Origin of the sequence: Pseudomonas sp. PB106 (assembly GCF_009764645.1) — a bacterium.
Lineage (GTDB): Bacteria > Pseudomonadota > Gammaproteobacteria > Pseudomonadales > Pseudomonadaceae > Aquipseudomonas.
This window is the reverse complement of the sequence record NZ_RWIM01000026.1, coordinates 23,981-38,538: the sequence shown is the minus strand read 5'-3', so window position 1 is coordinate 38,538 and position 14,558 is coordinate 23,981. Positions and strand designations below refer to the sequence as shown.

Sequence of the window (14,558 nt, the reverse complement as noted above, 5' to 3'; positions counted from 1 at the left end):
GCTTTGTGGGAGCTGGCTTGCCAGCGATGAGGCCCTGACAGACCAAAAACAATCAGCTCTAACGCAAAAACGCCTGCCGATATTCGCCAGGCGTGCCACCCAAAACCTGCTTGAAGCGGTTGGTGAAATGACTGGCACTGGCAAACCCGCACGCCAGCGCAATCTCCCCCAACGGCAGCGAAGTGCTGCGCAACAACTCCCGCGCCCGACTCAAGCGCCGCGCCAGCACATATTGATGCGGCGGCAGGCCAAAGCTCGTACGGAACATCCGCGCGAAGTGGTATTCCGATAACGCACACAACCCGGCGAGTTGACCGAGGCTGATCGGCTCGGCCAGTTGGCCGTCGATGAACTCGACCAATTGCCGACGCTGATGCGGCGCCAGTCCACCCTTTAAACGCAAGCCCTTACGCGCGCCAACCTGGCTGAGCAAGGTGTGGCTGATCAATTCGTGGGCCAGGCTGCTGGTCAGCAGACGTTCAGCGGGTTCGTCCCAGTTCAGCGTCAACAGTTGCCGAAAGCGCTGGGCCTGCTGCGGGTCTTCGAGAAAGGTCTGCTCGCGCAGTTGCATCTCCCGGGGTTCGCGATCAAGCAAGGTCACGCAACCGAGGGCAAATTGCTCCGCGCTGAAATACACATGAGCCAAGCGGATATCGCCATTGATCACCCAGCCCGATTCGTGATCGGCGGGCAGGATGCACAATTTGTCCGGTCCGCCCTTGTGCCCCGGTTGGCCGCGACGAAACGTGCCGGTGCCGCCGGCGATGTAGCAGGACAGTGTGTGGTGGCTGGGCGCTTCGTATTCCTGAGCGTCGTGGTGGTTGGTCCACAACGCTGCAGACAAGCCGTCACCGAGCTCGGCGCTGTGCACAAGGCGTGCGTTCGGCGAGCGGTTAAGGGCTTGAAAGACTTGCAGGCTATCGATAGCGGTCATGATCGGCTCTCTTCAACGCTTTGCATCCTACTCCGTAGACGTCGCGCTGCCAGCCTGCCGACAGACAAAAGCGCAAGAATCTGCAAGTGCGCAGGACTGCCTCAGGCACACACTCAAAACCTATTGAGGAGTGTGTGCCATGAACCTGTCGTTGTATCTGCTGACCGTACTGATCTGGGGCACCACCTGGATTGCCTTGAAATGGCAGTTGGGCGTGGTGGCGATTCCGGTCTCGATCGTCTATCGCTTCGGCCTCGCCGCGCTGGTGTTGTTTGTGTTGCTGCTGCTCAGCCGTCGACTGCAACCGATGAACCGGCGCGGTCACCTGATTTGTGTGGCGCAGGGCTTGTGCCTGTTCTGCGTGAACTTCATGTGTTTCCTGACTGCCAGCCAGTGGATCCCCAGCGGTCTGGTGGCGGTGGTGTTTTCAACCGCAACCCTGTGGAACGCGTTGAATGCCCGCGTGTTCTTTGGTCAGCGCATCGCACGCAATGTGTTGATGGGTGGCGCTTTGGGTTTGTTCGGTCTGGGCATGTTGTTCTGGCCTGAACTGGCTGGCCATCAGGCCAGTCCGCAAACCTTGCTGGGACTGGGTCTGGCGTTGTGCGGCACCTTGTGTTTCTCGGCGGGCAACATGCTGTCGAGCCTGCAACAGAAGGCCGGCCTCAAGCCGTTGACCACCAACGCCTGGGGCATGGCGTACGGTGCGGCCATGCTCTCGGTGTGGTGCCTGGTCAAAGGCATTCCGTTCGACATGGACTGGTCGCCGCGATACGTGGGCGCACTGCTCTATCTGGTCATTCCAGGTTCAGTGATCGGGTTTACCGCGTACCTGACGCTGGTCGGGCGCATGGGCCCGGAACGCGCAGCGTATTGCACGGTGCTGTTCCCCGTGGTCGCGCTGAACGTCTCGGCGTTTGCCGAGGGTTATCAGTGGACGGCACCGGCGCTGTTCGGGTTGGTGCTGGTGATGCTGGGGAATGTACTGGTGTTTCGCAAACCGAGAACAGCGCTGGTGCCGCCACACGGCAAGTTGGCTTGAGGCAGGCGAGCGCTGATGTTCAGCGCTCGACTCTCAATGTGATGTAAATCATCACGGGGAATATGAAATCAACAATATGGCGTGCCCAGTCTTTTGCATTCCAGGCTTGCGAAGTGTCCATGTCAAACCATTCGACGCCGACAGTTTGCAGGCATACGTAATAGATGAAGATGGCCACCAGTATTCCCAGGATCGAGAACTTCTTGGCCTCATGAAACGCTTCTGCCGAATCATTGATCTTGCGGTACAAGTGATAAGTTCCCATAAGACAAAGCACGGTGTAGGTGACTTCCATCGTGATGATGAACCAGTAGATTCGGTGATGCAGGTAGGGCGAGTCGATCGCCCGGTACATGATGTTGTCGTTGGCCGTGGTTGTATCCATGCTCAGAATATGAGCGACATATACGTAGTTCGAGTCGTAGTCGAAAAAGTTATGGATCATTACCAGTAAGCCAAAGAAGCTGATGTAAGCCATCAACAATACTTTGCTATAGCGGATAAGTTTGTCTGTGGTCAGGCTGTTCAAGGTTATTGCTCTCCATGGCGATCTACCGTTCATTCGATAGTGACGGGAGCTTATAACGCTGAAGTATTGATGGGGCTGCTGTTGGATTTCAAGTTGTGTATTGAAGTTATAACGGGCAAGTGCATGTTTGCACTTGCCCGTTGTTGTTTTATCCGCGCCAGACTTGCGGATTGACCAAGTCTTGCGGGCGCTCACCGAGCAGGGCGCTGCGCAGGTTGGCGAGGGCGCGGTTGGCCATGGCTTCACGGGTTTCATTCGTCGCCGAGCCGATGTGCGGCAAGGTTACGGCGTTTTTCAGTTGGAACAGCGGCGACTCGGCCAACGGTTCTTTTTCGTAAACGTCCAGGCCGGCGCCGCGAATACGGTTGTTTTGCAGGGCTTCGATCAACGCGGGTTCATCGACGACCGGGCCACGGGAAATATTCACCAGGATCGCGCTCGGCTTCATCAGCGCCAGTTCGCGATGGCTGATCAGGTGGCGGGTCTTGTCGCTGAGCGGGACCACCAGGCAGACGAAATCGGCTTCGGCGAGCAGTTGGTCGAGGCTGCGAAATTGTGCGCCGAGTTGTTGTTCGAGATCGGTTTTGCGGCTGTTGCCACTGTAGATGATCGGCATGTTGAAGCCGAAGTGACCACGGCGGGCGACGGCAGCGCCGATGTTGCCCATGCCGACGATGCCGAGGGTTTTGCCGTGCACGTCGCAGCCGAACAGCGGGGCGCCGACGCTGGCTTGCCATTGGCCAGCCTTGGTCCAGGCGTCGAGTTCGGCGACGCGGCGGGCGCTGCTCATGATCAGGGCGAAGGCGAGGTCGGCGGTGCTTTCGGTGAGGACGTCGGGGGTGTTGGTGAGCATGATCCCGCGTTGGTTGAAGTAGTCGAGGTCGTAGTTGTCGTAGCCGACGGAGACGCTGGAGACCACTTCGAGTTGGGTTGCGGTTTCGAGTTGGGCCTGGCCGAGTTTGCGGCCGACGCCGATGAGGCCGTGGGCGTGGGGCAGGGCTTCGTTGAATTGGGCGTTGATGTCGCCGGCTTTTGGGTTGGGGACGATGACGTCGAATTCCTGTTGCAGGCGTTCGATCATGGGCGGGGTGATGCGGCTGAAGGCCAGGACAGTCTTTTTCATCGTTTTTGGCTCTTGTTCGGGCTTGATGCCAAGCAAGCTAACATTTTTGTCTTGGGGGTGTCTTGGGGGGCTTGGCGGCCTCTGGGCCGACCATGTTCTCGGGGTTTGTGTGTATATCCGTTTTTTGGGTGATGGCGGATTAAGGTTTCGCCCTTACGGCGAGTCACCTTTTCCAAACGCCGAAAAGGTAACCGAAAAGGCTTGCTCCTACGTTCGGCCCGCTCGCTGGGGCTCGGGGTTCCTTCGCTGCGGGATCGATCCGGGGGCAGCGCCTACGGTTTGCTTCGCTGCACCTCCTCTCGCTGTGTTTGGCTGCGCCAAACGGTCGCTGCGCTCCCACCCCCGGATCAATCCCTCCACTCAGCCTTCCGACGTCGCCCTACAGATCAAAAGCTAAAGCCGAGCTAACGCTCATCCTGGAGTGGGGCGGCTGCGCCGCGGGGGTTGTGTAGGAGCTGCCGAAGGCTCGGGCCGCGATCGGACGATCTTTTGATCTTGATTTTGTGGGAGTTGGCTTGCCAGCGATGGCGGCCTGACAGCCGACCAAGCACTTGCAGATTGCATACGATCCAATTGTAGGAGTGAGCCTGCTCGCGATAGCGCCCTGCCAGCCGACCAACCTCCAACTGAATACCCCCAATCCAACTGTGGGAGCTGGCTTGCCAGCGAGGCGGCCTGACAGCCGACCAAGATCTTGCAGATTGCATACGGTCCAATTGTAGGAGTGAGCCTGCTCGCGATAGCGCCCTGACAGCCGGCCAACCTCCAACTGAATACCCCCAATCCAACTGTGGGAGCTGGCTTGCCAGCGATAGCGGCCTGACAGCCGACCAAGATCGTGCAGATTGCATACGGTCCAATTGTAGGAGTGAGCCTGCTCGCGATAGCGCCCTTACAGCCGACCAACCTCCAACTGAATACCCCCAATCCAACTGTGGGAGCTGGCTTGCCAGCGAGGCGGCCTGGCAGCCGACCAAGCACTTGCAGATTGCATACGATCCAATTGTAGGAGTGAGCCTGCCAGCGATAGCGCCCTGCCAGCCGACCAACCTCCAACTGAATACCCCCAATCCAACTGTGGGAGCTGGCTTGCCAGCGATGGCGGCCTGACAGCCGACCAAGGACTTGCAGATTGCATACGGTCCAATTGTAGGAGTGAGCCTGCTCGCGATAGCGCCCTTACAGCCGACCATTCTCCAACACTCGCCTGTGGATCAAGATCAAAAGCTGCACCGAACTTGCGTTCCTCGTGTGTAGAGGAGGCTGCCGAAGGCTGCGATCTTTTGATCTTGATTAACGCAGTTATTAGTCAACGATTTCGAGGCCTTGGACATCGATGGAGCCGTCGTGAACCTGATGCACTTGATCTGTATCGAAGTCTGTAAAAGTGAAGTTGAACGAAGCTTTGAGAGTCCCCTTGTCGATGCTGAAGTCTTCTATATCTATAAAACCTGCATTTTTCTCGGAGGTGTAACCTTTTATACCTGAGCCGATTCTCCTGGAGAAACTGAACGGACAGGGAAAATGCTCCGTACTGAACTCATGTCGACCTTTCTTTATGTTTGCATGAAATCTCAAGTCGATTTCAAAAGAACCATATTGCGGCTTAGCGTAACTGGCTCGCAGCACCACGATCTCATTGTCGGTCAAAAAATAGAGGGGGGTCCCATCATATTCGTCGGTAACGTAGTCTTTGTTGATTTTTGCCTTGATGGTGCCCGTGCCTGATTTTTTGCGGTCATCGAGTTTCAAATCGTTAATAGACATACCTTGCTCCTTCTTGTTAATCGAGTCATGAGTTACCCATTGAACACGGGTCGTAATCAGAGAGGTACTGTCAGGTTTGACAGGTTTAATAGATCAATTGGCGATTGATAGGTGTTCGATGAGTAATATAAAAAAGGTTAATTAAACTCAGGACGGAGGGAGACAGGGCAGCTCGCGAATGATGTTAGTTAGAACCTTCGATGCAGAAGGTGCTGACGCCTTCGCGAGCTGGCTCGGTCCCACGAAGGTCAGTGTTGGGGTTGGCGGGTTTCGACGTTATCCAGTACCTGATTCACCGCCAGTTCGGCCAGCATGATGATTTGCTGGATGGCCAGAATCGTATGGCGCTGTGGTGGGTCGACGTAGGCGGCGATGTCGCTGGTCATGATGCTGGCGGAGGCGAGGGATTCGCAGGCGTGGGCCAACAGGGTTTCGTTGTCCTGATCGGGGGTGATCTGGAACATGGTGCTGGGTTTGTGGAATCTGAGGGTGGTGGCGTTGGGTTTGAGGTAGTGGTCGAGGGCGCGTTCGGCGGCGTCGTGGAATTTCTTTGAGCCGGGGAATTCGTAGGGTGTGGTGTCGTCCGCTTCGGGCGGATTGGGTGTGACTTTGAACATGACTAAGATCCTTTTATTCAATTGGATCTGCCATCTTTCGTTTTCCAGGCGATAAGGGTGGCAGCTGTACGCGGACTGGAAAAACCGGCAAAGGATCAAACCCGGTAGACCCGAAGGTCTCCCACGTACAGCCGCCATAACAAACATCGGCGCCGAAAAAGCGCGGCATTATGTCATGTGCTGTGATCCTGCGGGTTTTCCAGACCCGGTCGCTGATGTGTCAGCGACCCCCAGATCCTAGCCACCGCACTTCCGACGGACAACCGTCAAAACCTGTCGGAAATATCCGCGAAATCCCCGGTGTGTAGGAGCTGCCGTAGGCTCGGGCCGCGTTCGGACGATCTTTTGATTAAACGGCAAGATCAAAAGATCGCAGCCTGCGGCAGCTCCTACACGGGCGTGGTGTGTTTAAAAAATCAGTTGGCGACCCGGGCGCCGGCGAGACTGCCGCTGAGTTCGTAGGCGGCCAGTTCGGCTTGGTGTGCGGCGAGAATTTCCGGCAACGACCCGCGCAAATACTCAACCCAGGTCTTGATCTTCGCATCCAGGTACTGCCGCGACGGGTAGATCGCGTACAGGTTCAATTCCTGCGAGCGGTAGTTCGGCATCACCCGCACCAGCGTGCCGTTGCGCAAACCTTCAATCGCCGCGTACACCGGCAGCACGCCCAAACCCATGCCGCTGATGATCGCGGTTTTCATCGCGTCGGCGGAGTTCACCAGGAATGGCGAGCTGTTGATGGTGACCACTTCCTGGCCTTCCGGGCCGTCGAAGGCCCATTTCTCCAGCGGGATCACCGGGCTGACCAGACGCAGGCAGGCGTGGTTGAGCAGGTCGCTGGGCTTTTGCGCGGCGCCATTGGCTTTCACGTAGGCCGGGGAGGCGCAGACGATGCTGTAGGTGATGCCCAGGCGTTGCGAGACGAAGCCCGAATCGGGCAGTTCGCTGGCGAGCACGATGGACACGTCGTAGCCCTCGTCGAGCAAGTCCGGCACGCGGTTGGCCAGGGTCAGGTCGAAGGTCACGTCCGGGTGGGTCTTGCGGTAGCGGGCGATGGCGTCGATGACGAAGTGCTGGCCGATGCCGGTCATGGTGTGCACTTTCAGTTGTCCGGCCGGGCGGGCGTGGGCGTCGCTGGCTTCGGCTTCGGCTTCTTCGACGTAGGCGAGGATCTGCTCGCAGCGCAGCAGGTAGCGTTTGCCCGCCTCGGTGAGGGCGATGCGTCGCGTGGTGCGGTTGAGCAAGCGGGTTTGCAGGTGGGCTTCCAGGTTGGAGACCGCGCGCGAGACGTTGGCGGTGGTGGTGTCGAGTTGCACGGCGGCGGCGGTGAAGCTGCCGGCTTCGGCGACACAACTGAAGGCGCGCATGTTTTGCAAAGTGTCCATGGGGTGCTCTCAAGGGAGATGGCAAATTGTGACACGAAGTTTCAGGGGCGAGACCCCCGACCAAGGGATTATCTCGTTAACCGTAACAAAGATTCACAGAAATCCCAGCTTATCGCCGCACAGGGCCTTCCATAGAATTGCGCCGATCCCTGTAGGAGCTGCCGAAGGCTGCGATCTTTTGATTTTGTTTTAAGGGAATCAAGATCAAAGATCGCAGCCTTCGGCAGCTCCTACAAGGATCCTCGATCTACCCCTCTCTCAGGAATTCGCAGCTGTGCCGCGTCGCATCAACAGAGCGCTTTTGCCGCTCAGTGTTCTGGCTTTTACCCTGGGTCTAAGCGGCTGCATCTCAACTGACGGAATTGCCCCGCAAGGCAACGCGCTGGAGGCCAACTCACTGGCCACCGATGACGCCATCGCCCACGCTGCCCGTGACGCCAACTGGCCCACCGCGCAATGGTGGCAAGCCTACGGCGACCCGCAACTCAATCGCTGGATCGACCTCGCCGTGCAGGGCAGCCCGAGCATGGCCATGGCGGCGGCGCGAGTGCGTCAGGCCAAAGCCTTGGCCGGTGTTGCCGAGGCGGCGGAGTCGTTGCAGATCAACGGCGAATCGACGCTCAAACGGCACAACTGGCCGACCGATCAGTTCTACGGCCCGGGCGATCTGGCCAACACCACGACGTGGGACAACAACGCCGCGCTCGGTTTCAGCTATGCCCTCGACCTCTGGGGCCGCGAAACCAATAGCAGCGAACGGGCGGTAGATCTGGCGCACATGAGCGCCGCTGAAGCACGGCTGGCGCAGCTTGAACTGCAGAACAACATCGTCCGCGCCTACATCGAACTGTCGCTGCATTACGCCCAGCGCGACATCGTCGCGGCGACGCTCAAGCAGCAACGGCAGATTCTCGATCTGGCGCAGAAGCGCTTGAACGGCGGGATCGGTACGCATTTCGAAGTCAGCCAGGCCGAGACGCCGCTGCCGGAAACCCATCGGCAAATCGATGCGCTGGACGAAGAGATTGCCCTCAGTCGCAATCAGTTGGCAGCGTTGGCCGGTAAAGGGCCGGGCGAGGGCACGCAGTTGCAGCGCCCGACCCTGTCTCTCGGCGCTGCGTTGAAACTGCCGTCGGCATTGCCCGCCGAACTGCTCGGCCAGCGTCCGGACGTGGTCGCCAGTCGCTGGCAGGTCGCGGCGCAGGCACGCGGCATCGACGTGGCGCACGCCGGGTTTTATCCCAATGTCGATCTGGTCGGCAGTCTCGGTTACATGGCCACCGGCGGTGGCGCGCTGGAGTTTTTGACCGGCAAGAAACTCAACTACAACGTCGGCCCGGCGATTTCGCTGCCGATCTTCGACGGCGGGCGTTTGCGTGCCGAACTCGGTGAAGCCTCCGCCGGTTACGACATCGCCGTGGCGCATTACAACCAGACGCTGGTGAATGCGCTGAAGAACATTTCCGATCAGTTGATCCGCCGCGAGTCGATGGACAAGCAACAGGGCTTCGCCGCCGAATCCGTGGCCACCGCGCAGAAGACTTACGACATCGCGATGATCGCTTACCAGCGCGGCCTCACCGATTACCTCAACGTGCTCAATGCGCAGACGTTGCTGTTCAAGCAGCAGCAAGTGCAGCAGCAAGTGCAGGCGGCGCGGTTGAGTGCGCATGCCGAGTTGGTCACTGCGCTGGGTGGTGGCCTCGGCGCCGGTAACGACGTGCCGACGGCCGAGAAAACCCAAGCGCCGAAAACCTCGGCCCTCCTGCGTTGAACACACATCAAATTGTAGGAGTGAGCCTGCTCGCGATAGCGGTGTATCAGTCAACAGAAATGTTGGATGTGAAATCGCCATCGCGAGCAGGCTCACTCCTACAGGGATCGCGTCTTGCCTGAATTCTTGAGCACATTTGAATGACTCCCTTGCCCGCATCTCTGCGCTGGCTCTACTCCCTAGAATGGCGCCGGGGTTTGTTCGACTGGGCGCGCAGTGATGGCGTGACCTGGGTCTATATCCTCAAGGTGTTGATCGCCGCGTTCCTCACGCTGTGGCTGGCCATGCGCCTGGAGTTGCCGCAGCCACGCACGGCGATGATCACCGTGTTTATCGTCATGCAACCGCAGAGCGGCCAGGTGTTTGCCAAGAGTTTCTATCGCTTCCTTGGCACGTTGGCCGGCTCGGCGATGATGGTCACGCTGATTGCGTTATTTGCACAGAACACTGAACTGTTCCTCGGCTCGTTGGCGATCTGGGTTGGCATCTGCTCGGCCGGTGCCGCACGTTGCCGTAACTTTCGCGCTTACGGTTTTGTCCTTGCCGGCTACACCGCGGCGATGGTCGGTTTGCCGGCACTGGCGCATCCGGACGGCGCCTTTATGGCAGCAGTGTGGCGCGTGCTGGAAATCTCATTGGGCATTCTCTGCTCGACGCTGATCAGCGCCGCGATCCTCCCGCAAACCGCCAGCGCCGCCATGCGCAACGCTTTGTATCAGCGCTTTGGCGTGTTCGCGCTGTTCGTCACCGATGGCCTGCGCGGGCGCAGCAAAGCCGAGTCTTTCGAGGCGAGCAACGTGCGCTTCATCGCCGAAGCGGTGGGGCTGGAAGGCTTGCGCAGTGTGACCGTGTTCGAAGACCCGCACATGCGCCGGCGCAACGGCCGCTTGAGTCGTTTGAACAGCGAGTTCATGGGCATCACCACACGCTTCAACGCTTTGCATCAGTTGCTTGAACGCCTACGCGTTAATGGCGAGGAACACGTGGTCGCGGCGATCAGGCCGGGCTTGCAAGATCTCGCCGAAGTGCTCGACGGTTTCAGCGGTCGCGCCCTGACCAGCCCCGATGCTGCACGCTTGGCGACAGCGCTGGCGAGCTACAAGGAAGGCCTGCCGGCACGCGTGCGAACCCTGCGCGGAATCTTTCAGGACACTGATCCGAGCGAAGCCGAGCAACTGGATTTTCACACCGCTTACGAGTTGCTCTATCGCTTCGTCGACGACCTGCACAGTTACGCACAGACTCACGCCTCCCTGGCCGATCACCGCCATGAACGCGAGCGCTGGGACGAGCCGTTCACCCCGCAAACCAACTGGTGGGCAGCAGCGGCATCGGGGATTCGCGCCTCGTTCATTCTCGTGGTGCTGGGCAGTTATTGGGTCGCGACCGCGTGGCCAAGTGGCGCGACGATGACCCTGATTGCGGCCGCCACCGTGGGCCTCTCCGCCGCCACGCCGAACCCGAAACGTATGGCATTTCAGATGGCGTGCGGGACCTTCCTCGGTGCGCTGATCGGCTTCGTCGAGATGTTTTTCATCTTCCCGTGGATCGACGGTTTCCCGCTGCTGTGCGTGATGCTCGCACCGGTGATCGTACTCGGTTCGTTCCTCACCTCGCGGCCGCAATACGCCGGTGTCGGCCTCGGTTTGCTGATCTTTTTCAGTACCGGTTCAGTGCCGGACAACCTGACGATCTACAACCCTTACACCTTCATCAACGACTACATCGCCATGGTCATGGGCATGCTGGTCTGCGCCGCTGCGGGCGCGATTATTTTGCCGCCGAACAGCCGCTGGTTGTGGAAGCGCCTGGAGCAGGATCTGCGTGGGCAAGTGGTCTATGCAATCAGCGGCAAACTCAAAGGGCTCGCTTCAAGCTTCGAGAGCCGCACCCGCGATTTGCTGCATCAGGCTTACGGTCTCGCTGCCGGTGAACCAAAGGTGCAGAAAAACCTGCTGCGCTGGATGTTCGTGGTGCTCGAAGTCGGTCACGCGATCATCGAATTGCGCAAGGAACAGGCGATCCTGCCGGTGCACCCGGCCTATGCCGAATCGCAGCCGTGGCGCCAGGCAATCCGCGTGATGGGCCGTGCACTGGTGCGCCTGTTTTTGCAGCCGAACGCGAGCAATCTGGAGCGCGCACTGGTGGCGGTCGATCACGCGATCAGTCGCGTGGCGGCGACCGACGAGCCATTCGCGCCGCACTTCGATACCTCCGCATTGCGCCGGGTCAAGAGCTATCTGCACTTCATCCGTACCTCGCTGCTCGACCCGCAATCACCGCTCGCCGCGTTCGCCGTCGCCAAGCCCGAAGGACTTGCCCATGCCTCGTGAAATCGCTTTCCACGGCGTGTACATGCCGACCATGACTTTGATGTTTTTCATCGCAGCGGCATTGGCCTGGGCGGTGGACCGGTTCTTGTCGGGGTTTGATCTGTATCGCTTTTTCTGGCACCCGGCGCTGCTGCGCTTGAGTCTGTTTACCTGTCTGTTCGGCGCCATGGCGCTGACTGTCTACCGTTGAGAACGTCCCGATGAAAAAGTTTTTCAGCCTGCTCGCGACCCTGCTGGTGCTGGCCCTGGCGCTGTGGATCGGCCGCACGTTGTGGGAGCACTACATGAACACGCCGTGGACCCGTGATGGTCGCGTGCGTGCCGACATCATCAACGTTGCCGCCGACGTCACCGGTGAGGTGATCGACGTGCCGGTGCGCGACAACCAACTGGTGAAGAAGGGCGATCTGCTCATGCAGATCGACCCCGAGCATTACCGCATCGCGGTCAAGCAAGCGCAGTCGCTGGTCGCTTCGCGCAAGTCGACGTGGGAGATGCGCAAGGTCAACGCCCACCGCCGCGCCGACCTCGACAACCTGGTGATCTCCAAGGAAAACCGCGATGACGCCAGCAACATCGCCGACGCCGCGCTCGCCGATTACCAGCACGCCCAAGCGCAACTGGAAGCCGCCGAACTCAACCTCAAACGCACCGAAGTGCGTGCGGCGGTCGACGGCTACGTGACCAACCTCAATGTGCATCGCGGTGATTACGCGCGCATCGGCGAGGCGAAAATGGCCGTGGTCGACATGAATTCGTTCTGGGTTTACGGCTTTTTCGAAGAGACCAAACTGCCGCACGTCAAAGTCGGTGATAAAGCCGACATGCAGTTGATGAGCGGCGAAGTGCTCAAGGGCCATGTGGAAAGCATTTCCCGTGGTATCTACGACCGCGACAACCCGGAAAGCCGCGAGCTGATCGCCGATGTGAACCCGACGTTCAATTGGGTGCGCCTGGCGCAACGGGTGCCGGTGCGGATTCACATTGATGAAGTGCCGGAGGGTGTTTTGTTGGCGGCGGGGATTACTTGCACGGTGGTGGTGAAGCAAGATTCCGTGGACAACTGATTAACCGCGTCGTCTGCATCGCGAGCAGGCTCACTCCTACACTGGATCTGCGTCACACCGAAGATCACCTGTAGGAGTGAGCCTGCTCGCGATAAGGGCAACTCGGTGTATCAGCCCAATACCGGTAATCAATCACTCAGCACAAAACGTCTCCTGCAAATGCCGCCAGACCACCCGCCCGGATTCGTCTAGTTCAAACACCGCCGTCGCCCGCCGATCCGAATGCAGCCCGCTCGCATCGGTCTGCCGCTCGCGGTAACTCACCGTCGCACCGTGTTCATGCCATGCAATCCCGTGGAGTTCACTGAGCTCGATCCGGAAGCCTTTTTTCTTGCCGCCGGCCATTCGAAACAGTGCTGCCAACGCGTCGAAATCCAAGACCCGGCCCAGCGGTGAAGTCATCGAAAACGCTGGCGAAAACCGGCTCAACAATTGCCTCAACGCAACGTCATTTTCCTCCACGGCAAACCATCGCTCGATGGCTTCGTGAGCCTGAATCACTTCTTCAAAATAGGCGGCGTAATCGGTCATGTGGATCTTTCCTCAGCAGGATGTGGGTTCAGCAGCGCGAGCACAGTGGTCGAATCAAAGCGCAGAACACTGGCCATAGGGATCAGCGTGAGCAGCGCGGCAGCGGCAAAACAGGCGTGGAATGCGTTGCCGCCGAGGGCGCCCAGCAGTGAACTGAGCAGCGCCGCGCCGAGGCAGAAACCGAGCTGGCGATTGATGTTCCACAGGGCGCTGGAGTGGCCCATTTTTTCCGCCGGTATGCCGACGAAGGCCAGTGTTTGTGCGGTGACGCTGCACAGGCTGCCGCCCAGGCCCATCATTACGTAGGCGAAGATCAGCGGCGTGCTCGCGGGTTGTTCGATGCGCATCAACAGAACGATGCCGATGCATTGCAGGAGCATGCCGGCGCTGAGCAATGGCTTGGGCCCGAGGCGATTGAAACTGCGTTTGCCGAGCATGATCGCCACGCCAGAACCGGCGGCCCACGGCAACATCAGCGCACCGATTGGTGCGGCGCCGACGCCGAGGTTGTGCAGGTACAACACGGCAATCATTTGGGTGCCGGTGAACACGCCCGGTACACATAAATAAATCAGCATTGCCAAGCGCAGTGACGGATTCTTGATCAGTTGCAGATCGAGTATGGCGCCGGGTTTACGCCAGCCATCGCGCAGGTAGAAACACAACGTGAGCGCGCCAAGTATCAGGACAACCGCGCCGATCATTCGGCTGTCGGCGGCGCTCAGCAGACTGACGGCAATCAGCAACAGACTCAGAGCCGACGCCGCCAGCAGCAGGCCACGGGCGTCCAGCGTCGGGCGCTCATCATTGGGTAGATCAGGTTTCAGCCAGAACGCACCGAGCGCGAAAGCCAATAACGCGACCGGTAAATTCAGATAGAAAATCCAGCGCCACGACAACGCCTGCACAATCAGTCCACCGGCCGCTGGCGAGAGTGCCGGCACCAGCAGCGCTACCAGCAACACCACGCCGGTAAAGTGCGCACGCTGCGCCGGCGGAAATTGTCGATAGGCCAGTGCCTGACCGATCGGCAGCAGCAACCCGCCACCCAGCCCTTGCAGCAGTCGCCAGCCGATCAGGCTTTCAATCGATCCGGCCTGCGCCACCAGTGCCGAGCCAATGCCGAACAACAGCAATGAAGCGAGGATCAGCCGCCGCTCGCCCACCCGTGTCGCCAGCCACACGCTCAGCGGAATCACCAGCGTCAGGCCGAGCATGTAGGCGTTGGTGATCCACGCCAGTTGCGTCACCGAGGCGTGTAATTGCTGAGCAATGTCCGGGTAGGCAATGCTGGCGACGAACATGTTGAGCAGGTCGAGGGCGAAACCCAGCAGATACACGAGCGCGACTTTCGAGCGATAAGCCATGGCAACTTCCCTGTGATGAGACGTGCAGGGTAGGGCGCTTTTAGCCATAGGAAAACGCTGGTTTGGCTGCTAGTTTGTCAAAATTATTT

13 protein-coding genes are annotated in these 14,558 nt (G+C 59.2%); 5 read left to right on the top strand and 8 right to left on the bottom strand.

The annotated features are described in order from the left end of the window. Positions 1-58: 58 nt before the first annotated feature. Positions 59-934, bottom strand: a complete 876-nt coding sequence (locus EJA71_RS05060) for an AraC family transcriptional regulator (protein ID WP_158954858.1) — start codon at positions 932-934, stop codon at positions 59-61. A gap of 139 nt (positions 935-1,073) precedes the next feature. Here EJA71_RS05060 and EJA71_RS05055 point away from each other — a divergent pair, with 139 nt between their 5' ends. After that, positions 1,074-1,976 carry a DMT family transporter gene (locus EJA71_RS05055; RefSeq protein WP_158954856.1) on the top strand — a complete coding sequence of 301 codons (903 nt, stop codon included), beginning with the start codon at positions 1,074-1,076 and terminating at the stop codon, positions 1,974-1,976. 19 nt (positions 1,977-1,995) lie between these two features. On the opposite strand, the gene EJA71_RS05050 is transcribed toward EJA71_RS05055, so the two are convergent. The 5 genes from EJA71_RS05050 to EJA71_RS05030 form a co-directional block, all read right to left on the bottom strand. After that, complete coding sequence (locus EJA71_RS05050) at positions 1,996-2,505, bottom strand: DUF2165 domain-containing protein (RefSeq protein WP_158954854.1); 510 nt, start codon at positions 2,503-2,505, stop codon at positions 1,996-1,998. Positions 2,506-2,653: 148 nt separating this feature from the next. After that, a complete protein-coding gene (locus EJA71_RS05045; RefSeq protein WP_158954852.1) occupies positions 2,654-3,628 on the bottom strand; it encodes a D-glycerate dehydrogenase in 975 nt (324 codons plus the stop codon). Between the two features lie 1,305 nt (positions 3,629-4,933). After that, positions 4,934-5,395 carry a hypothetical protein gene (locus EJA71_RS05040; protein WP_158954850.1) on the bottom strand — a complete coding sequence of 154 codons (462 nt, stop codon included), beginning with the start codon at positions 5,393-5,395 and terminating at the stop codon, positions 4,934-4,936. 248 nt (positions 5,396-5,643) lie between these two features. Further along, positions 5,644-6,012 carry a DUF6124 family protein gene (locus tag EJA71_RS05035; protein WP_158954848.1) on the bottom strand — a complete coding sequence of 123 codons (369 nt, stop codon included), beginning with the start codon at positions 6,010-6,012 and terminating at the stop codon, positions 5,644-5,646. Positions 6,013-6,428: 416 nt separating this feature from the next. Beyond that, positions 6,429-7,397 (bottom strand): LysR family transcriptional regulator, encoded by a 969-nt coding sequence (locus EJA71_RS05030; RefSeq protein WP_122595079.1) that lies wholly within the window; start codon positions 7,395-7,397, stop codon positions 6,429-6,431. A 274-nt stretch (positions 7,398-7,671) separates the two neighbouring features. On the opposite strand from EJA71_RS05030, the gene EJA71_RS05025 reads away from it, so the two are divergent. From EJA71_RS05025 to EJA71_RS05010, 4 genes are all read left to right on the top strand, one after another. Continuing rightward, the gene (locus tag EJA71_RS05025; RefSeq protein WP_158954846.1) at positions 7,672-9,171 is read left to right on the top strand and encodes an efflux transporter outer membrane subunit; all 1,500 of its coding nucleotides are present in this window, start codon (positions 7,672-7,674) and stop codon (positions 9,169-9,171) included. 140 nt (positions 9,172-9,311) lie between these two features. Continuing rightward, on the top strand, positions 9,312-11,504 hold the full coding sequence (locus tag EJA71_RS05020; RefSeq protein WP_158954844.1) for an FUSC family protein: 2,193 nt from the start codon (positions 9,312-9,314) through the stop codon (positions 11,502-11,504). Then, on the top strand, positions 11,494-11,694 hold the full coding sequence (locus EJA71_RS05015; RefSeq protein WP_007914106.1) for a DUF1656 domain-containing protein: 201 nt from the start codon (positions 11,494-11,496) through the stop codon (positions 11,692-11,694). The genes EJA71_RS05020 and EJA71_RS05015 overlap by 11 nt, the downstream gene beginning before the upstream one ends. 10 nt (positions 11,695-11,704) lie before the next feature. After that, on the top strand, positions 11,705-12,571 hold the full coding sequence (locus EJA71_RS05010; RefSeq protein WP_158954842.1) for an HlyD family secretion protein: 867 nt from the start codon (positions 11,705-11,707) through the stop codon (positions 12,569-12,571). A 132-nt stretch (positions 12,572-12,703) separates the two neighbouring features. Here the strand turns inward: EJA71_RS05010 and EJA71_RS05005 are convergent, their stop codons facing one another. Together EJA71_RS05005 and EJA71_RS05000 are read right to left on the bottom strand one after the other, a co-directional pair. Further along, positions 12,704-13,102 carry a DUF4440 domain-containing protein gene (locus EJA71_RS05005; RefSeq protein ID WP_158954840.1) on the bottom strand — a complete coding sequence of 133 codons (399 nt, stop codon included), beginning with the start codon at positions 13,100-13,102 and terminating at the stop codon, positions 12,704-12,706. After that, positions 13,099-14,469, bottom strand: a complete 1,371-nt coding sequence (locus tag EJA71_RS05000; RefSeq protein WP_158954838.1) for an MFS transporter — start codon at positions 14,467-14,469, stop codon at positions 13,099-13,101. Before EJA71_RS05000 ends, EJA71_RS05005 begins: the two co-directional genes overlap by 4 nt. Between the last annotated feature and the right edge of the window lie 89 nt (positions 14,470-14,558).